The following is a 20,087-nucleotide window of genomic DNA, read 5'->3' on the forward strand; positions in this document are numbered from 1 at the left end:
GGCTAAAAGCTTGATTATTACACCGTTGAGAAGAGTGGCTGGAAAAGGAGGAGTGTATAGCTTCAATGAAAGCCGTTCACGGCAGCATACCCGTGAGGCGAATCCGGCAGGCAGATTCGATGGCACACGACGGGCATGATATCGATCTGGCCTTCTCCCGGATAACAGGACGGGCATAGTGTCTGACAGGAATGAGATTAATCAGCCAGGCTTGACGGCGTTATGACCACTGTGATGACACCGTAAGCTGATTGTTCGCCGGAGCAGGAGAAATGGAGAATTCAGAGAGCGTTTCCCGCCAGCTTGATGATTGGCTAAGGCGCTGCTGACTCAAAAAACTGGTAAGAACCATCACGCCGTGCTTTGGCCTGATACATCGCCTTATCTGCATTTTCGAATAACATTTTGGCCGATACCGTGCCGAAGCGGGCAAGACTGATACCGATCGCTGCGCCGATGCGCACATCCATATTATTAATAGCAAATGGCGCCTGAAGACTGTCAATAATACGCTGAGCAATAGCAGATGCGGTTTCGCGATTATGACACTTTGCTGCCACGACAAACTCATCGCCGCCCAGTCGCGCTACGGAATCTCCGGGACGCATGCAGCGTTGCAGCCGTTGACTCACCTGTTGCAATAGCGCATCGCCCGTCGCGTGCCCCATCAGATCATTTACCGCCTTAAAGCCGTTAAGATCAATAAACATCACTGTGGTGTAGGCCTGATCCTCCACCTGAGACAGCATGCCGCCCACTTTCTCAATGATCCAGGCGCGGTTATGCAGGCCGGTCAGCGTGTCCAGGGTCGCCAGCTTCTCAAGATCACGCATCCGCTCTTTGTCTCGCGTGATGTCGCGCGACACCAGTACGGCACCAATGTTTTTTCCCGTATTAGGATTGGTGACGCCACAGGCTTTGGTGCCCAGATTGATGTAGTGACCGTCACGATGCAGTTTGCGCACTTCCACCACATCCGGCCATACTCCCCCGCTAAAGATGCATGAGAGTGTTTCAGTGGCAGCGTCATGATCGTCGGGATGCAGGAAATCCAGTACTAACCTGCCCACCACCTCTTCGGCGGTCCAGCCAATCATTTCGCTATAAGAGGGTGAGATCGACACGTAGCGGCCTTCCGCATCGCAATGGGCAATAAGATCGGTGCTGTTTTCAATTAACAGACGATATTCTGCCGCCGTGCGCAGCGCATCCTCCAGCGCTTTACGCTGTCCGGTGACATCAAGAATGAAGCCGTTATATTGCAGATGAGATCGCCCGGGCAGGGAATCCGGCAGGCCAGACAAAAGGACACGGCGCGTCTTACCGTCCAGACAGTGAATAGGCACTTCGATATGAAAAGGCGTGAGTTCTTCCAGCGCTGCAGTCAGTTTCTGCGCAACTTTCGCATCGTCGTCAGCCTGCGCCAGCCTCAGCCATGAACTCAGCGTCACGCCTTTCAGTTCAGGCATCATACCCGCCGGGCTTGCCTGACTGGTAATGCAGATACCCTGGGCGTCAGTAGACCAAACAGCGGTAAAAGAGGGTTTGATCATTGTGTTCATGGTGGCCGACTCCGATGTTGCTGACGATATTAACTGTGCGCAATACTCGTCGCTACACACCTGATTATAACCGTAAGTCCCCGCCTGCATCTAAAACAGGCCTGGGCACAGGTTTATCATTGCAAAAATACCCGCCATAAACACTGGCTTAAACCGGCGCCACTGCGGCTACCGTTTTTGAGTCACCCTTTCCCTATGAGTCTGCGCAAAACGTCCATGACAGTATGCAGTGTCAGAAGTATCAGCCTGAGTATATCGGCGCATCGGGACAGAATCTTTAGTCACATCCCTGATATATCAGGGATGTGAAACGCTGGAGGGACAGCTTAGTTGGAAACCTTTACGCCGCCAGCGCCGTCCCTTTCCTCCTGTAACAGGGATTAGTCACTCTGGCTGGCCCTCACGGCATTCACGGCATTCACGGCATTCACAACAGGAGATTGACGGTAATCTGAGACACTGTGCTGGCGCGCTGTGATTCTTTAATTTTATTGCTTATAGATGGATGTTTGTCAGAGAGTTTTATTTGCGCCTGTCTGGCTACCCGCATCCAATCACGAAAACCAGCTTTCCGTCCGGATAAAAAATAACATGTGATTACATTGTGATGTGGGCACTTCATCTGAAATTCAGGTCTCATTTCAAAACGCCCTTCCCGATTCACGCCACGTTAAAAATCCTGTTAGGGAAATCTTTTTCATTCCTTCAGCTTAACATTTTCTTAAGATTAATCTCATAGAATCGCTGCGATATTAGCCCATGTTGGGCTTTTCCGGAGCACGACCTCATGCAAAATAACAACACAGCCTCTCACTCCCTAAGCAAAGTTCCGGCCGTCACCGCGGCTTTCTGGTTAATCAAAATTGCAGCGACAACCCTGGGTGAAACCGGTGGTGATGCAGTGACCATGTCGATGAATCTGGGTTATCTGACCGGGACACTGATATTTGCCATCATCTTCCTGGTCGCGGTGGTGGTGCAGATTAACCGTCACAACTTCAATAAATGGATTTACTGGTTCACCGTGGTCGCCACAACCACAGTTGGCACGACGATGGCAGACTTTGCCGATCGCTCGCTTAACATTGACTATCCAGGGGGCACGCTGCTACTGAGCACACTACTGGTTCTCTCTCTGTTCCTGTGGAAAATCACCTGCGGCACAGTCGCAGTAAGCTCAGTCAACAATGGGGTCACGGAGTGTTTTTACTGGGTCACCATTATGTTCTCACAAACACTGGGCACAGCATTGGGTGACTGGACGGCAGACACCGAAGGGTTGGGTTACGATGGCGGGATCCTGCTGTTTGTTGGGGCACTTGCTATTATCTGGGCTGCCAGTCGCTTTACGTCACTTTCCCGCACAGCGCTTTTCTGGGCAGCCTTTATTCTGACCCGACCTTTAGGTGCCGTTGTCGGCGACTTTCTGGATAAACCCCTTGCCGCAGGTGGACTGGCGCTGAGTCGATACGGTGCCTCGCTGACGCTGGCACTGATCATTATCACCTGTATGGTCGTACTGCCACAGCGACCGGCGATAAAGACGGCAACCGAAAATTAAAAAGCGCGACCCTTAGACTTACAGGTCACGCTTTTACAGATGTCATCAGGGCCGCCAGCAATGGCGGCTTTTATATTTCTGGTGCGTCATGGTTCGCAGACAGCGAAATCAGACTGAGCGCTCAAAAGAGATATTATGACCCTCGGGCGCGGCGGAGGGCACCGGCAGACTCTCTGCTGGCTCCTGCATCTTTACCCGAAATGCGGTGTTACTGGCATCAAGAAAAACGGTTCTCAGATGACGATTACAGATAAACCATATTTCATCGCGGTCATTTGAAAGAATGTAGTAAGCATCTGAAGTTTCGGAGGGGTTAAAACAGCCCAGCGCCCGATAAGCCGTCTGGGGCGTAAAACCACTCGAAAGCGGCAGCGGCCTGGGGCCATGCGCTAACTCCTCAATCCGAAGGTAAAGTCCCTGTTCGAGCCACAGCATAATGTCACTCCCTGAAGCCAATGAAATCGGGCTGAATGTATCGGAGTGCCTTAGCGCGAATCAGAATGCACGTCACGACAGCATCAGATAATCGGGCAATCTGTCCGACATTCAGAATAATTATCCTGATCTGAGCATAGCAGCGGTGCGTTCTTGTGCTTTTTTATCTTCAGGAATTGTCGGGTTACTCAAGCCGGCTGGCGATCAGCCGCAACTGTTCGGCAATCTGCTTTAAATCCCGCTGCTGCTGCCCGGCGCTACCGGTTGAACTGCGCACCACCAGTTTTGCTGGCAGAATGGAAGAGGAACGCTGATCATCCTCTTCACTGGCTAACAACAGACGCGACACCGCTTCTTTACCCTGTAAATCCAGATCCAGCGATACCGTGGTTAACGCCGGATGGAAGAAGGCGCTTTCATAGGTGTCGTCGTAGCCAATCACCGAAATTTGCCCCGGCACCGCCACGCCGCGCTGATGCAGTGCGCTCAGCACACCCAGCGCCATCTGGTCATTGCCCACGAGCAGCGCGCTGAATTCCGGCGCTTCCCGCAACAGTTGCAATACACCGTTATAACCACTCTGCGCATCCCAATTGCCGTGGCTGACACTGACCGGCTTCAGACGATAACTTTCCAGCGTATCCAGCCAGCTCTTCAACCGCAGATTGGCAGAGACCGACTGCTCAGGCCCGGCCAGCAGCGCGAATTCGCGATGCCCCTGCTCATACAAATATTTGACGCTGGCGCGAGTGCCGTCAGCCGGGTTAAACGAAACGTTAAACACCGAACTGTAGGGATCAACATCCAGGAACAGACAGAGTATGTCCTGATTCTCCTCCACGACCTGTTCTGCGTCAGCACTCTCCAGCGGGACGTTGATAATGACTTTATCCACCCGCTGAGACTTCAGTTCATTGATACAGTCCTGCAGGCTTTGGTTGACGTTCTCATCAATCATCGCAATCAGTACCTGATAGTCCGCAGCATTTGCATAACGTTTAACGGCGGCGGCCACCTGAGAAGGCGCATGCAGGGCGAGCGATGTTGTCACCAGACCAAGCGTGGTGCTCTGCTTACCCACCAGCTGCTGCGCCAGTCTGTTAGGCACGTAACGCAGGGTCTCAATGGAGTGCTCCACCTTGCGCCGCGTTGATTCCGAGACATTTGCCGACTTATTCAAAACCCGTGAAACCGTCTGATACGACACGCCAGCATGACGGGCGACATCCTCTAAGGTGGCATTTTTTGATTTCATAATTCGCATCCCTGATGACCGAAGTCGGCATGGTATCACAGCCGCAGTGACAGCCAGGCTGCCGCAGTCACATTGCGGAAATAAAAAGTAAAAGTAATACCTTCACATAGTAAAATTTGGTGATCCAATTCACTAATCGTTACAAATAGCGCCGCTTTATTTGCAGTGCGTCACACATTATCGCGATTTTATTTGTCACTCATCTGACAAAAGACGTTTACTGCCGCTGTCATGTGAACGTATTACAAATAAAAATTGAGGATAACATGGAAACAAGGTTACGTACTGCTGCTGTGGCGCTTGCTGCGGCCCTGACCTCCCCGACACTCTATGCCGCTATCGACAACATTGATTTCCATGGCTATCTGCGTGGTGGCGTGGGCGTATCGCAGGATGGCGGTATTGAAGAGTATCAAAAAAACAAGGTCGGCCGTCTTGGCAATGAAGCCGACACCTATGGCGAGGTTGAGCTGGGCAGCGAGGTCTACAAAAAGGACGACGTGAGTTTCTATGTCGACACCATGGTCAGCATGTTCTCCGACGGCTCAAACGATAACGAAACCACCTTCGGCGATGATGCGCAGTTTGGTTTACGTCAGCTGAACCTGCAGATAAAAGGACTGGTGCCGGGAGACAAAGATGCCGTGATCTGGGGCGGCAAACGCTACTACCAGCGTCACGATCTGCATATCATTGATACCAAATACTGGAATATTTCCGGTTCAGGTGCCGGTATCGAAAACTACACCCTGGGTCCGGGCGCTATCTCGTTTGCGTGGATTCGTGGCGACGCCAATGATGTGGATTACCGCGTGGATGGCGATAACGACGTCAACATTAACTACCTCGACCTTCGCTATGCCGGCTGGAAACCCTGGAGCGGTGCCTGGACCGAGTTTGGTGTTGACTACGCCATGCCGAACACCACGAACAAACAGAAAGAATATGGTGGCCTGTATGACGCGGATAACGGCGTTATGCTCACCAGTGAGATCAGTCAGGATATGTGGGGTGGCTATCAGAAACTGGTGTTCCAGTATGCCAACAAAGGCCTGGCACAAAACATGATCTCGCAGGGCGGCGGCTGGTATGACATGTGGAACGATACCAGCAATGCCACCGGCTATCGCGTGATCAATACCGGCCTGCTGCCGATAACCGATAAATTCTCCCTGAATCAGGTCTTCACCTGGGGCTCAGCCGATGATATCACCGCGCAGACAAGCAAAAGTACGCTGCTGTCGCTGGTGGGCCGTGGACAGTATCAGTTTACACAGTATGTCCGTGGTATCGGCGAAGTCGGCAGTTTCTGGCAGAAAGATGAGAATAAAGTGGGCAGCGACTATAAAGCGGCGGGACAGAAATATACGCTGGCGCTGGGCCTGGCAGCCGGTCCCGAATTTATGTCTCGTCCGGAACTGCGTCTGTTTGCTTCTTACCTGAATGATTCAGAAGACGGACACAGCTTCAAAGACAACACCAGTAACAACACCTGGAACTTCGGCGTACAGGTCGAAGCCTGGTGGTAACAGAGCAGTCTCCTCATTGTGATCATTGTTAAGCTCTTATGCAGGGGCTTATTTGGATAACCGGCGACGGTTATCCATTTTTTTTGCATCATATTTTTACAGCGGTTTATTGCTCTGGTTTAAAGAAACGTTCTTCCAGCAACTGACGCAACTGGTCAGACTGCTTACCAAAGATTGCATGTACCTCATGCCCCAGAATCACCACGCCAATCGCTCCCGCTTTCTGTAATCCCGCCGTATCAACTGCCTTCAGCGACGTTACTTTTACCCGTAGCCGGGTTAAACAGGCGTCAACCTGCTGAATATTCTCACGCCCGCCAAAACAGTTCACCAGACGCTCCAGTAGTGCGCTGTCTACCTCAAGCTCTTCCACCGTCAGCGGCTGCCGACTGAAATATTGCTTAAACGATTTCAGACTCAACATGTTGTTCTCCTTCAGATAATAAAAAAGGCGGGCAATGGCCCGCCACTCACGACTGATTAATGAAAACGCGGGGGACATGCCTGGGAACGCTCACTGAATATACACGCTTCCTGCATCTATCCTGTTAGCAGCCTCTAAAAAACCGGCTCCCTATAAACAGTTAAATTCAGACCTTAGTACAGGCAAGGCCAAAACCATAAGCGATGGGAGCCAGTGCCTGTAGCAAAGCATCACGGGCCATGGAGAATAACGCCGGGAGCGTTTCTGAACAACGCAACGCGTTGGAGCAGTAACGGACGCACCTCAGGAATGAGGTGCGTAATAGCCTGTGTTGAGCGGAAAGGGGCGGCATCTTTTGTGTCTTTGCCCAGGGCGCTGGTCCTCTGCGCCTGTGCTCAAACGGCCTGCCACCGCCACTAAATTTGCCCCTGACCGCTTACTGCCTCCGGTTATACCGCTCCCTGCGCCATAGGTCCGCTCAACACTCTGCACCCCCACGCCCCCAGCGTCAGCGATTCCCCAACACTCATGCCATCCACCAAATCACTCAGCCCGGCGGGCAACGACAGCTGCTGCGTCTGAGCGGTAAAGTTCTGCACAAACAGAAACGCCTGCTCACCGTCAGTTCGGCGCTGAACCACCACGCCCGGCGGCAACTCACCTGCCAGCGCACGCGGTAATCCCAGTTGCTTAATCAACGCGCCATAAAAATCCCGATGGAATGACAGGTCGTTACGCGATGCGATATACCAGGCTTTGCCCTGACCGACGCGATTCATCGTCACCGCCGGGGTGCCGGCATAAAAATCACTCTCGTAACTGGCCAGCGCAGTCGCACCCTCCAGATGAATATGTTCACAAAGCTCTCTGGCCTGATAAGGGCCGCTCAGCCCCAGTTCATTGCCGCGCACACCGCGCACGCCGTTAAACTCCTCGTCGGTCAGGCTGTCGATCTCTTCTGACCAGATACCGAGCAGCGGCCGCAATGGACCCGGGAAACCGCCTGGATAACAAAGGTCACTCTCATTGACGATGCCACTCCAGTAACTGGCCACGAAATGCCCGCCCCGTTCAACATGCTGCTCTGCACGCGCCGCGAAACCGTCGCGCACCATATAGAGCATTGGTGCAATCACCAGATCGTAACCACTGAAATCGCTGTCGCCATTAATCACATCTACCGCAACACCCTGCTCCCAGAACGCCCGATAATGCTCGTTTACCGTGCGCTCGTAATGCAGACCCAGATTGCGCGGCCCCTGAGCGTTGTCCATCGCCCAGCGACTTTCCCAGTCGAAAATAATGGCAACACGCGCCTCGACCCGGCTGCCCATTACGGGCGTCATAGCGGCCAGCATCCGGCCCAGTTCACTCACTTCACGACCGGTGCGCGTATCCAGATGACCGACATGATCGATGACTGCGCCATGAAACTTCTCGACCGAACCCCGGCTCTTGCGCCACTGGAAATATTGCACCGCGTCCGCACCGTGGGCGACCGCCTGCAGTGAAGAGAGAATATGCATACCCGGCTTCTTTAACTTGCTGGTCGGCTGCCAGTTGGTCGCACCCGGCGTCGACTCCATCAGCACAAACGGCTTGCCCTGCTTGAGGGTGCGCATCAAATCGTGATACATCGCGGTATAACAGGCGAGCGTGGTCTCATCCTTCTCGTTGTGCCACATCGGGTAGCTATCCCACGAGATAAAATCGAGCGCCGGTGCCAGCTTCCAGTAATCGTAGTCGTAGAAATATTCCATAAAATTGGTGGTAGCAGGCAGATCGGGATTGGCCTGCTTCAGTGGTTTAATCTCCTCACGGCAGAAGTCAGTCACCTGATCGGTCATAAACCGCCGCCAGTCCAGATTCAGACCATGAATAGACATCTCACCCTGTGGCGCAGGTGACACAATCTGTGACCAGTCGCTATACGTGTGACTCCAGAAGTCGCTCCACCAGGCCAGATTCAGCGCCTCCAGCGTCTCATAACGGCGCTGCAGCCAGCCGCGAAAGGCCTCCTGACAACGATCGCAGTGACATTCACCACCATATTCATTGGAAATGTGCCAGCCGATCACCGCCGGATGGTGCGCATAACGCGCCGCCAGCCTGCTGTTCATCGCCTGCACTTTCTGACGATAAACCGGCGAGGTCATGCAATGGTTATGGCGGCCGCCATGCAACGCCGGAACGCGATCGCGCCCTGTGCGCAGCACCTCAGGATAGGCCTGCGACATCCAGGCCGGACGTGCCCCGCTGGGTGTTGCAAGAAATACCGAAATGCCTTGCAGCCACAGCGTGTCGATGACCTCATCCAGCCAGCCAAATTCATAGCGGCCTTCTTCCGGCTCCAGCTTCGCCCAACTGAAAATACCCACCGACATGACGTTACAGTTCGCCTGCTTCATCATTTCAACGTCGTCATTAATGATACCCGGCTGATGCGCCCACTGTTCCGGATTGTAGTCAGCACCATGCAGCAGCCGGTTAACCCGGGCGCTGAGCGGGGGAAATTTATTCATACCTGTTCCTCAGAGGAAGACATTAGCGTTAGCGCTAAGCGTTAATGAAAAACCTGCAGCGAAGGCAGCGCCTTGCCGTGACAGTCAAACAGCGCCTGGTTTTCGCGGGCGTTTCCCTGTTTCCATTCGTCGTGGATATATTTCATGCCAGCCGGTGTCGCCCAGGTATTGCCTGGTGCGGGGATCCACGCGGGCTCCCAATAGACCACGCCCTTGCCGCGATGGTCCGGCACCGCCAGCACCGCCTTAATCAGGTCATGCAGGTATGCCGCCTGACCCGCGACCGTGCCAGGATAGCCACCCGCTTTCTCCTCTTTGGCCTGGAAGCTGTTTTCAGCATTGTCACAGTTTTCCAGCGTGTAGCCGTAAGCGGCCTCCACCACCATGACATCCTTGTTATAGCGTCGTGAGATATCATCCATGTTGGCTTTCAGAGCGCTGACAGGACCGTTCCAGTAGGTGTACATCGACAGACCAATCACATCGAACGGGACATCACGCTTAACGATTTCATCGAACCACCAGCGGAAAGTGTCATTTTTCGTGCCCTCGGCCAGATGCAGCATGATCTTCACCTGATGCGGATCGCTGAGGTTCTCGCGCAAACCGCTGATACCGGCCTTCAGCAAACCCGCCAGCCGATCAAACTCGCCGCCGTTCTGGCCCCAGCTCTTACCTTCTGGCCAGAGCATGCCGCCGTTAAGTTCGTTACCAATCTGCACGATATCCGGCATTACACCTTCCGCTTTAAAGCGGGCGATGGTGTCGCGTGTGTAGTCATGCACCTGGGCTTCCAGCTGCGGAAAGGTCAGCGACTGCCAGGCTTTGGGCTTGAACTGCTTGCCGGGATCGGTCCAGAAATCACTGTAGTGAATATCGAGCAGCAGCTTCAGTCCCGCCGCTTTGACCCGCTTCGCCAGCGCCAGCGTGGTCGCCAGATCGTTGCCGCCACCGCCGTAGGTGTGACCGCTGCCGTCGGTGGGATCGACCCACAGTCGCAACCGGATGGTGTTGATACCACTGGCTTTCAGAATGGCGATGGCGTCCTGCTGCTGATTGTTCGCGTTGTAAAATTTTGCGCCCTGTTTCTCCAGCTCAGCCAGCGATGAGATATCTGCGCCCTTGATAAAATCGGCTGGCCACGGCCCGCCAGAGGCGATGACAGGCTGATCGGCGGCGAGCAGCGGTGTCGCCCAGGCCAGTGCCAGGGCGAGAATCAATGTTTTTGGCGTCATGATTTATCCTTTAGTACTGCCTGAGGCGAGGCCGGAAACGAAGTATTTCTGCAGGGCCAGATAGAACACCGCGACCGGCACGGCGATCAGCACCGCGCCCGCTGCATAAGTGGTGTAACTGGCACCCATTTTTTGTGACACCAGGTTATAGAGGCCAATGGGCAGCGTGAACTGCTCCGGCGTTCGCAGAATGGTGCTGGAGAGAATAAAATCACCCAGCGGCCCGGTGAAAGAGAACAGCGCCACCACCGCCAGAATCGGCTTCGACAGTGGCATGATGATCTCCACGAAGATGCGGAAATTACCTGCCCCGTCCATGCGCGCCGACTCATCCAGATCTTTGGGAATTGAGTCGAGATAGCCCTTCATCAGATAGGTGTTCATCGGGATCATCCCGCCGACATAGATCAACACCAGCGCCAGATGGCTGTTGATTAATCCCAGCAGCTGCGACAAGACGAAAATGGCGATGAGCGCCGAAAACTGCGGGATCATCTGCAGCAGCAGAAACAGCATCAGGCCGTTCTGCCGCCCCTTAAACCGAAAACGGGAAAAGGCGTAGGCGGTACAGCTGACGCTGATCAACGTCAGCACCATGGTCAGAAAACTGATTTTCATCGAGTTCCAGTACCACGTCATATACGGCACCGTGCCATTGAACAGGTCGCGGTAGTGCTGCAGCGACGCATTCTCCGGAATGATTGAACTGCTGAGCAGGCTGTTACCTGCATTCAGTGATGCGCCTACCGTCCAGACCAGCGGATAAATAATGATGGTCGAGACGGCCAGCACCACCAGCCAGGTCAGCGACAGGCGTATCCACCTTTCGCGTTTAATACTGCCGGACTTCGCCATACTTGCTTCCTTACGCCATCTCATCTTGTTTAAACGACCGGGTCGCGCGGAACTGCCACAGCGCCAGACCTACCACGAAAATCGACAGCAAAATGGTGATAGTGGCGGCAATCGCATATTGCGACGACGACATGGTGAGCTTGTAAATCCATGACACCAGGATATCGGTTCCGCCGGCATTCGACCCCGCCACGGCCGGACCGCCGTTGTTAAACAGATAGATGATGTTGAAATTATTAAAGTTGAAGGTGTATTGCGTGATGATGATCGGCGCAATGGCGTAGAGCACCAGCGGCAGCGTGATAGTTTTCAGCCGCGTCCAGGCACTGGCGCCGTCCATAATGGCGGCCTCATAAAGGTCATCCGGGATCGCCTGCAGGACGCCGGTTGTCATCGCAAACACAAACGGGAAGCCCAGCCAGGTCTGCATCATGATCAGCGCCGTTTTGGTCCAGAACGGATCGGTCATCCAGGCTTTAGGCGCGATACCAAAGAAGTCGAGAATCGCGTTGTTGATCACCCCAAAGCTGTCGTTGAACATCCCGGCAAACACCAGAATGGTGACAAAGCCCGGCACCGCCCACGGCAGGATAAAGATGGTGCGGATCAGCGGCTTAAAGCGCAGGTCTTTCTGATTCACCAGAATCGCCAGCATCACGCCCACGGTGCACTGCAGCGTCGTCGCCAGCAACGTCCAGACCACCGTCCATTGCAGCACGTCAAAGAACGTGGAGCGCCAGATCGACAGCGTGAAAATGTTGATGAAGTTTTTGAACCCCACCCAGTCCACCAGCTTCGCCGGGGGCGTGTGATAGAGGTTGTAGTTGGTGAAGGCGATGGCGAAACCAAACAGAATCGGAAACACCACCACGAATACCAGCAGAATAAAGCCCGGCGAAATCATCAGATACGGGAAGCCGTCGCGCAGCAGTAACTGATACTGCTGTCGCACGCTGTTAAGCTGCTGGCCCCTGTCGCGCCTGGCGCCATTGACCCACGCATCGCGCACAGACACGCCCCATACCGCGACGCCGAAAGCGGCAATCAGCACGCTGATAATCCCCTCAGCCAGCAGGAAAATGGAGTTATCGCGCGGAACTGATTCACCCAGCGTATACAGCCCCCAGAATCCTTCACGCAGAAAATCGTGGAAGACGCCGGTAAAGCTGCTGAGCAGAATCAGAAAGCATAACCCTTTCGCCCACTGGCGGTGGTAAAACTGGCCAAAGCCAGGCAGCAGTGCCAGCAGCGCACCGGTGGTCGCATGACGACGCGGCGGCTTAGCCGTCACCAGATGTTCATCGGAAGATATAGCCACACTCTGATCCTTATCCTGTACGGTTATCCCGCGAACCCGCATTACTGGTTGCTGGCCTGCATCGCTTCAATCTGCATGGTGATCTGCTTCACCGCGTTATCCAGCGCCGCTTTTGGCTCCTGCTTGCCTGAAACGCTCAGCTCCAGCGCCGCATTGGCCGGCCCCCACACTTCCTGCATCTCTGGTACGCCTGGCATGGCTGACGCACGTGCCGCCTGCACTGCGACCGCATTGGCCTTCTCATCATTTTTAATAATCGGATCGTTCATCAATGCTGTAACGGGCGGGATCTCCTGCGTTTTCTGATAGCGCTCTTTCACATACTGCGGCTGGTTAATAAAGGTGAGGAATTTCTGCGCCAGCGCCTGATCTTTACTCCAGGTGGACACCACATAGCCTTTTACACCCAGGAAGGAGCTCATTGGCTTGCCGTTGGGCAGTAGTGGCAGCGGTGCCACGCCATAGTTGATACCGGCAGCCTGATAGGGCTGGAACGCCCATGGCCCGTTAATCACCGCCGCCGCTTTCTTCTCGGTAAACAGGGAGTCGATAGCGTTCAGGCCGTTGTCGCCCATGATGCCGCCTGGCAGCAATCCTTCGCTGAAGAAGCGCTTGAGGTAAGTCACCGCCTCCACGCTGCCTGGCGTGTTCAGCCCGATATCTTTGGTGTTAACCGCGCCTTTAGCGTCTTTGCCAAAGATGTAAGACCCCATTGGCGCCATCACGCCCCAGCTGTAGTAAATCTGGTCAAACTTCGCGAGCAAGCCATACTGTTTTGCCTCGCGCTGCTTCTGCGAGAACACGCGATACTCATCCAGGGTTTTCAGCGGCGCAGGCAAAAGATCTTTGTTGTAGATCAGCACCAGCGTTTCAACCGCCTTGGGGACACCATAGACCACGTTGTTCTGAGTAAAAGCCGCCATCGCTGACGGGGTGTAGGCGCTCTGTTCTGCCGTGTCGATTTTCAGTGGTGCCAGCAGGCCCTGCACGACTGCGCTGCCAAGCTGGTCGTTGGGGATCACCAGCACATCGGGTCCGATGCCTGCCGGACCATCCAGGCGCAGCTTTTCGATCTGCTGTGCAAACGGCATCTCCTGTACTTTCACTTCAACGCCAAACTGTTTCTGAAAATCGGCGATCGCCGTTTTAATGCCGTCTGACTTTTTAATGTCTTCCCAGACGGTAAGTTGCTGAGCGGCCCAGACGGATTGATTAAGCATCAATGCTGACAGGAGTAGCGTAACGCTGATTTTAATTTTCATTGCTGGCCTCGTGTGAAGGTATGACATTTTTAGCTGTCATTTGCTGTTGTTCTTTTTTCAGACACACGCTGAATAAGGATTTATCAGGCATGTGAAGAGTGAATAACGTATCGCATTTGAGCCATAAGCTACGCGGAACAGGTGCTGCGCTCCAGCCCGTTTGCACCAATGTGTGATCGGTATTACAGAAATCAAAAACAGCGATAGGGTGCACTCTGGCTGAACGTTATAGTCAACACAGGCACCATCAGGGCTGACGTGAAAAATGATCAACTGTTATACGTCATACATTTTAGCCGCCAGACATCTTGTTGTGAGGATTAGCATGTCCAGTATCAGATTGAGAAACGTCACCAAACGCTTTGGTAAAACAGAAACGCTGAAAAATATTGCGCTCGATATTGAGGCCGGTGAATTTGCCGTCTTTGTCGGTCCATCAGGCTGCGGTAAATCCACGCTGCTGAGGCTGATTGCCGGTCTGGAAGAGATCAGTGAAGGCGAGATTTTGATTGGGGATGAGGTGATGAATGATGTCGCACCCTCGCACCGCGGCGTGGCGATGGTGTTTCAGAGTTACGCGCTCTATCCCCATATGACGGTGGCGGAGAATATCGGTTACGGTCTGAAAGTAAACGGTCTGCCAAAAGCGCAGATTCAGCATCAGGTGGAGATGGTGGCGAAGACGCTGCAGCTGGCGCATCTGCTGGATCGTAAACCTAAACAACTTTCTGGCGGGCAGCGTCAGCGTGTTGCGATTGGCCGCGCGATTGTGCGTAATCCTCGGGTGTTTATGTTTGATGAGCCCTTGTCGAACCTGGATGCGGAACTGCGTGTCGATATGCGGCTGCACATTGCTAAGCTGCATCAGGAGCTGAAAACCACCATGGTCTATGTGACACATGATCAGACGGAGGCGATGACGCTGGCCGATAAGATTGTGGTGATGAATTACGGCAAGGTGGAACAGGTCGGTTCGCCCATGGAACTCTACTACAACCCGATTAACCGCTTTGTCGCGGGCTTTATCGGATCACCTAAGATGAATTTCCTGCCCGCGCGCGTGGAGCAGTGTGGCCCCTCCGGGCTGGTCGCCCTGATAAATGACGGCGAACACCGGCTGCAACTCCCCTCACCAATCCGTCAGCTGCAGCCCGGTGATGAGATCACGCTGGGTATCCGGCCGGAACAGTTACAGATCAACGGCGATGCGCCACTGAACATCGACTTCCACTGTGAGGTGGTTGAGCGACTCGGCAACAACACCTATCTGTTTGGTCAGAGCCACGGCCACGACGGCTTCAAAATGCTGCTGCCGGGTGATGTGCATTTCCGCCCTTACCAGACGCTGCGTCCGTCTTTCCATCCGCATCACTGCATGGTATTTGATGCCGAGGGCGCACGCATCAGTAGGGATATTGAAATGCCTCAGGTGCGTGCGGCCTGAAGTGAGTATCTGGGGGAGATAACGAGAGGCCGGAAACGGCCTTTTATGTTTTAAGACCTGGAAAAAACCGGGGACAGAGAAGGCATTACCGGCTGAGTAAACGCATGACTCACCCGTAATCCCTTCTCTTACTGACCCGCTGTCCCGGCTTATTTACCAAGAATGTTATTAACCGCTTTCAGGTGGCCAGCTTTATCTTTGTGATTTGAAACCACCTGAATAACGGAGAATTTCTTGTTGGCAACCGCCAGCAGCGTCGCCTGTTGAACATCATTACCCCCCATTTTGTCAGTGGCTTCAACGTGATAAACGGGCAGACCATTGTCATTCTCAGTTTTCTCACTGATCACCGTATAAGAAGGTGACGCCTGCTTCTGCTTGTCTTTGATAGACTTCCCGCCTTCAAGAAAATCAGCGTCACTGCCACCGCGCGCAATCAGCGGGATCTCTTCTTCGCCAATGATCAAGACGCGTTTTTCCTGCTTGTTTACATACATGGTTCCAGGTCCACCGCCCGGAACAGGCTGCTTTTCATAACCCTGCAGGTTGAAAGTCTGTTTGCCATCCAGCAACGAGATCGTCTGATTCTGCGTGTTTGCAGCCTGTGCTGTTTTCGCTTCGGCTGCTGATGCGATCATCGGGGTGCTGCCAAGTGCAGCCGTCAGGCAGAGCGCACCCATAATGTTTAATGATTGACGTAATTTCACCGTGAACTCCTTCGTGTAGTGGCTATTTCCATTTCACTGACACCGAATCGGGTGTCGGCGAGGCAGAGGCGTTATCGGGTCAGGTCGTAAATACAGATCCCTGAACCGAGCAATAACAAAATTATCGGCCAGTAAAGAACGGGGATAAAAAAGAAGTTGTGGGTTTTTTCGGGGGCCATCATCGGCTCACTTTTGGTCGCCGTTGCGATGGAGTCCAGCCATTTTTCCTGCCGGAGCGCCCAGACGAAGAGCGCACAAAAGAGGGCAGCAACGATGAGCGTTGCGCCTGTCGCCCATAAATGCGCGACAAAAAAACCATCGTAGTAATAAAAATCCAGCACCCATTTACACAGCAGATAAGCAGCACAAATTAATAGTGCGACAAAAAACCCGACTCCGCTCCAGGCGATCATATTTATATCCTATAGATGGGTGAGGAACGAGAAATTATTTTCTTGAAATTAACATATTTTTATCATTGTAGCGATATTTTCTTTGATGCTAATATTCTCCCTGCCCCGTTCAGGGCATATCAGCCCGATTCGTTATAAAACGCCTGATGCCGCCAGGATTATTTCCTGAGGTTGTTGCTTATCCCGGATCCAGTGTGCCATTAATATTGCTCGCCGGATGCGGCACTGCTGTTTGTTGCACTGCGCTATTATTTTAGTTTGAATGAGTCGCGGCTGTGATATCGCTGTTTTTAACATTTGCATCGGCTGTTTAGGTGGGAGACATTTATGCCGCTGTCATCCGGATGAAACAGTATGGTGATCGTCAGATTTCGTGTAAAGCATGGAGGTTGATATGGAACAACTCACTGAAAATAATGGTAAAGAGAACAGATCTAAAGAATACAGTGCGAGGTGGCAGGCCCGCTTTGATTTTTTCGACCGTTATGGTGCTCCCAGTTCACCCGGCTTCAGACAGGCACTGAAGCAACTGCCTTTCAGGCAAAAATTCAGAGTGAACATGAATTTAATTGCCTTCATTTTTGGCCCGATTTATCTGTTTGTACTCGGCCTGTGGAAAAAGAACATCATGCTGATTTTAATTATGATGGCTGTTTATGTTATTTTGATCATCGCTTTAGCGATAGCGGGCATGGAGTTCCCACGGTATCTTCAGGGCGGCCTGGCCTATGGCTTTAATGCACTGTACGGCATGAGTACGAATTACAATTATTACCTGAAAGAGCGAAAAGGCGATAACGGCTGGAACCCCTTTAAAGGGATGCGCTGGTAATTTTTTTTCAGCGCAACTGGCAAAATATAAAATCTGGTATAGGGTCAGCAGGAAGGCAGCTTTTTAAACTTCATGGCGGAGGCTGACCAAAATAAATAATAAACTTTAACTCAAATTATCGGTGTTATGCCTGAGCAACGTGAGCCGCCCGAAGAATAGCGAACGGGCAATGAAAAACATCCAGAAATATTTTCCGGGCTTTTCAAAATGAGTTCAGACTGGATTATAATCTCATTGCACTCATTACACTCTCTCTGAAGCGCTTACGTGCCCCGCACGGCATAGTCGGGGCCAGGATTTTCTTGTTGAGAACTTCCTGATGTCAGCAGCTTCTCCCTTTCACTGACATATAGGATGTTATTATTTTGAAATCATTAACGGAATTGAAAAAGGGTTATCTGAAGGTATTTCTCTGGCTGCTGTTCACACTGTTTCTGGTACCTGTTATTACTCTGGTTTTTGCTGAATACGGCAATGCGCAACTCGATCAGCAGTACACCCAGTTCTTTATGAACGATGCGCAGGAGCAACATCAGGATACCGGCAAACTGCAGACATTTTTGCAGCAGAACCCGCCGTCCAGCGTCTGCGGCCCGGTCGATGAAAGTCTGCAGGATTACAAAAACGCCGTCTGCGCACCGCAATCCGAGTTGTGGCAGTTCTACATGATGGATAAAGTGGCTTTCTGGACGCTGATCGGCAGCGGCGTTGTCCTGCTAATGGTGCTATTGTTCAGTGCGCTGGCTTTTAAAAGCCGCAAGGGACAGGTGATCAGTCTGGCGCTGGCCCGCAAATTCCTGATGCTGGCCTGTTCACTGGAAGTTATGGTTCAGGGCGGCATGCTGGTCTGGCTCTCATTCTGGGGTACCGCTTTCTTCACGCAAACCTACTATCCAAAGCTGGTGATGGCCGTAGGCCTGCTGGTGCTGGCCGGCATGTATTACATGATTAAAGGCATCTTCAAAAAACTCCCGCCGGAAGAGAGTATTGAAGGTGAAGTCGTGACCCGCGAAGCCGCTCCGGCACTCTGGTCACAGATTGATATGCTGGCCGCCAGAGTCGGCACCACGCCCCCCGATCATATCGTTGCGGGCATCGATACCAACTTTTACGTGACGGAAGCCCCACTCAGCGTAAACGGACACCCGCTTACCGGTCGTAAACTCTATGTCAGCATTCCGCTGCTGCGTCAGCTCACCGTTGCGCAGGCTGATGGCGTGATGGTCCATGAGCTGACACACCTGCATGAAGGTGACACCGCTTCCGGCGCACTGCTGGGACCGAAGCTGCATCGCTTTGACCTTTACATGCAATTGATGGGTCAGAATCTGGCAACACTGATCGTGTACTATCCGCTTTACCTCTATCGCATGCTGTTTGAGCTGGCATGGCAGCGCAACAGCCGTGAACGTGAGTTTGTGGCGGATCGCAATGCCTCAACGCTGGTCTCCCCCGCCGCGATTATCGAATCGCTGATCAAAGTATCCGCCTATGCCAGTTACCGCAGTGAAGTTGAGCGAAACTTCTTTAATAACCGGACGCTGCATGAAAATGAACTGGGGATCAGTAAAGCTATCGCTGCCGGTCTGCCTGAGCATGTCGCGTCTCCGGACTTTATCAGCGTTGTCCGCGAACAGAATGTGCCGCACCCCTTTGACTCACACCCGCCGCTGGCAGAAAGGATGCGCAACGTCGGATACAACATTGACGAAGCCGACTATGCAGCGGTCGCCGCCGATTTCCCGGCCGAGAGCTGGGTTGATCTGATGCCGGTTGCCAACGAGATCGAACAGCAGTTGTGGCAGAAATATGAACGCGACTTCTCTTCAGTGCATGAGGAAAGCCTGGCCTGGCGTTATCAGCCTGAGGGTGAGATGGAAACCGCGCTGGTGCTGAAGCATTTCCCCAATGTGCCTTACACGCTTAAAGATGGCTCGCAGATTGTCATCACCTGGCAGGGCATCGTGTCACCGAAAACCGCCGAACTGCTGGAGTGGGATAACGTAAAAAACATCAATGTCATTCGTAATTTCGGCCGGGATAAGCTCTACCTACAGCATGAGCAGCCGAACGCTAAAGGTAAAAAGCGCAGTGAGATCCCCTTACCCGGTCTGAAGAAAGAGATTGAAGCCTTTAAAAATACTCTCGGCCTTTACTGGCATCGCCATCAGACGGTCAGGGCATTAATGAAAGAAGAATCGGCCGAAGCGTCGCAAAGCGCATAAGCCGTTTGTCATCGGCTCCCTCATCGCAGCTGATAAGGGAGCCAATGCGAATATCCATTTCCAGTCTGTATTTCTGACCATATAAAGAAGGGAACGATCGTGTTTAGAAGCGCAAGCATTGCCAGCATTGCCAGCATGCCCGCGATGACGGTGACTGCCCTTGTGCTGCCTGGCTATCCTGTTTACCTCACCCAATCCCGACGTGGCCGGAATGACAAAAGCGATTGATGCTTACAGTACACTGCTGAATGGGGCAGAAAAGGCAACGGCCAGCGAAGCGGGCAAGCCATTAACCTGGTCCATCTTCCGGGAGAGTGCGGAAACCTTCCTGAAAGACTGCAAAGATCGCATGCGTCGGGTCCGCGATAAAACACCTTACAGTACGGGGGATTAAATGCTGCCGAAAGGAAGCGGGAGCTGGGCGAGCAAGGCGCTTTACTTGTGAATCAGCCCCGGCTTTACCCGCTTTTCGACCCGTTACGCGAATTCTGAGCGATGACAATTGTTC

At 53.0% G+C, this 20,087-nt stretch carries 18 protein-coding genes; 7 read left to right on the forward strand and 11 right to left on the reverse strand.

The genetic code is table 11. The features are described from left to right. Positions 1-314: 314 nt before the first annotated feature. Complete coding sequence (locus tag KTJ90_RS21275) at positions 315-1,562, reverse strand: sensor domain-containing diguanylate cyclase (protein WP_033762496.1); 1,248 nt, start codon at positions 1,560-1,562, stop codon at positions 315-317. Between the two features lie 787 nt (positions 1,563-2,349). Here KTJ90_RS21275 and KTJ90_RS21280 point away from each other — a divergent pair. Then, positions 2,350-3,123: a COG4705 family protein gene (locus KTJ90_RS21280; protein WP_499026849.1), complete on the forward strand. Its 774-nt coding sequence runs from the start codon at positions 2,350-2,352 to the stop codon at positions 3,121-3,123. A 108-nt stretch (positions 3,124-3,231) separates the two neighbouring features. Here the strand turns inward: KTJ90_RS21280 and KTJ90_RS21285 are convergent, their stop codons facing one another. Together KTJ90_RS21285 and KTJ90_RS21290 are read right to left on the reverse strand one after the other, a co-directional pair. Beyond that, positions 3,232-3,558, reverse strand: coding sequence for a hypothetical protein (locus KTJ90_RS21285; protein WP_003851658.1), 327 nt, complete (start codon positions 3,556-3,558; stop codon positions 3,232-3,234). Positions 3,559-3,742: 184 nt separating this feature from the next. Further along, positions 3,743-4,813: a LacI family DNA-binding transcriptional regulator gene (locus tag KTJ90_RS21290; RefSeq protein ID WP_003851659.1), complete on the reverse strand. Its 1,071-nt coding sequence runs from the start codon at positions 4,811-4,813 to the stop codon at positions 3,743-3,745. A 266-nt stretch (positions 4,814-5,079) separates the two neighbouring features. On the opposite strand from KTJ90_RS21290, the gene KTJ90_RS21295 reads away from it, so the two are divergent. Further along, positions 5,080-6,342, forward strand: coding sequence for a maltoporin (locus KTJ90_RS21295; protein ID WP_003851661.1), 1,263 nt, complete (start codon positions 5,080-5,082; stop codon positions 6,340-6,342). 106 nt (positions 6,343-6,448) lie between these two features. Here KTJ90_RS21295 and KTJ90_RS21300 read toward each other — a convergent pair whose 3' ends face one another. The 6 genes from KTJ90_RS21300 to KTJ90_RS21325 all read right to left on the reverse strand — a co-directional run bounded on the left by KTJ90_RS21300 (position 6,449) and on the right by KTJ90_RS21325 (position 13,958). Further along, positions 6,449-6,766 (reverse strand): PTS sugar transporter subunit IIB, encoded by a 318-nt coding sequence (locus KTJ90_RS21300; protein ID WP_003851663.1) that lies wholly within the window; start codon positions 6,764-6,766, stop codon positions 6,449-6,451. 449 nt (positions 6,767-7,215) lie between these two features. Continuing rightward, positions 7,216-9,288, reverse strand: a complete 2,073-nt coding sequence (locus KTJ90_RS21305; protein WP_033762501.1) for a beta-galactosidase — start codon at positions 9,286-9,288, stop codon at positions 7,216-7,218. A gap of 41 nt (positions 9,289-9,329) precedes the next feature. Continuing rightward, on the reverse strand, positions 9,330-10,523 hold the full coding sequence (locus KTJ90_RS21310) for a glycoside hydrolase family 53 protein (protein WP_499026854.1): 1,194 nt from the start codon (positions 10,521-10,523) through the stop codon (positions 9,330-9,332). A 3-nt stretch (positions 10,524-10,526) separates the two neighbouring features. Then, positions 10,527-11,378 carry a sugar ABC transporter permease gene (locus KTJ90_RS21315; RefSeq protein WP_003851665.1) on the reverse strand — a complete coding sequence of 284 codons (852 nt, stop codon included), beginning with the start codon at positions 11,376-11,378 and terminating at the stop codon, positions 10,527-10,529. Between the two features lie 10 nt (positions 11,379-11,388). Next, positions 11,389-12,738 carry a carbohydrate ABC transporter permease gene (locus tag KTJ90_RS21320; RefSeq protein ID WP_373681462.1) on the reverse strand — a complete coding sequence of 450 codons (1,350 nt, stop codon included), beginning with the start codon at positions 12,736-12,738 and terminating at the stop codon, positions 11,389-11,391. After that, positions 12,738-13,958 (reverse strand): extracellular solute-binding protein, encoded by a 1,221-nt coding sequence (locus tag KTJ90_RS21325; protein ID WP_105099660.1) that lies wholly within the window; start codon positions 13,956-13,958, stop codon positions 12,738-12,740. The genes KTJ90_RS21320 and KTJ90_RS21325 overlap by 1 nt, the downstream gene beginning before the upstream one ends. Before the next feature lie 325 nt (positions 13,959-14,283). Between KTJ90_RS21325 and KTJ90_RS21330 the strand changes: the two genes are divergently transcribed. After that, complete coding sequence (locus tag KTJ90_RS21330) at positions 14,284-15,402, forward strand: ABC transporter ATP-binding protein (RefSeq protein WP_140915960.1); 1,119 nt, start codon at positions 14,284-14,286, stop codon at positions 15,400-15,402. Between the two features lie 149 nt (positions 15,403-15,551). On the opposite strand, the gene KTJ90_RS21335 is transcribed toward KTJ90_RS21330, so the two are convergent. Next, positions 15,552-16,109: a hypothetical protein gene (locus KTJ90_RS21335; protein WP_140033817.1), complete on the reverse strand. Its 558-nt coding sequence runs from the start codon at positions 16,107-16,109 to the stop codon at positions 15,552-15,554. Between the two features lie 71 nt (positions 16,110-16,180). Then, positions 16,181-16,522, reverse strand: coding sequence for a hypothetical protein (locus KTJ90_RS21340; RefSeq protein ID WP_003851674.1), 342 nt, complete (start codon positions 16,520-16,522; stop codon positions 16,181-16,183). A 394-nt stretch (positions 16,523-16,916) separates the two neighbouring features. Between KTJ90_RS21340 and KTJ90_RS21345 the strand changes: the two genes are divergently transcribed. The 4 genes from KTJ90_RS21345 (at position 16,917) to KTJ90_RS21360 (ending at position 19,973) form a co-directional block, all read left to right on the forward strand. After that, complete coding sequence (locus tag KTJ90_RS21345) at positions 16,917-17,354, forward strand: DUF2628 domain-containing protein (RefSeq protein ID WP_033762506.1); 438 nt, start codon at positions 16,917-16,919, stop codon at positions 17,352-17,354. A gap of 365 nt (positions 17,355-17,719) precedes the next feature. Beyond that, positions 17,720-19,579, forward strand: a complete 1,860-nt coding sequence (locus KTJ90_RS21350; RefSeq protein WP_499026862.1) for a M48 family metallopeptidase — start codon at positions 17,720-17,722, stop codon at positions 19,577-19,579. A 99-nt stretch (positions 19,580-19,678) separates the two neighbouring features. Further along, a complete protein-coding gene (locus tag KTJ90_RS21355; RefSeq protein ID WP_499026864.1) occupies positions 19,679-19,807 on the forward strand; it encodes a hypothetical protein in 129 nt (42 codons plus the stop codon). Then, positions 19,791-19,973, forward strand: coding sequence for a hypothetical protein (locus KTJ90_RS21360; RefSeq protein ID WP_499026866.1), 183 nt, complete (start codon positions 19,791-19,793; stop codon positions 19,971-19,973). The genes KTJ90_RS21355 and KTJ90_RS21360 overlap by 17 nt, the downstream gene beginning before the upstream one ends. Positions 19,974-20,087 lie beyond the last annotated feature (114 nt).

It is taken from the genome of Pantoea jilinensis (assembly GCF_019104105.1).
In the GTDB taxonomy this organism is placed as follows: Bacteria; Pseudomonadota; Gammaproteobacteria; order Enterobacterales; family Enterobacteriaceae; genus Pantoea; species Pantoea eucalypti.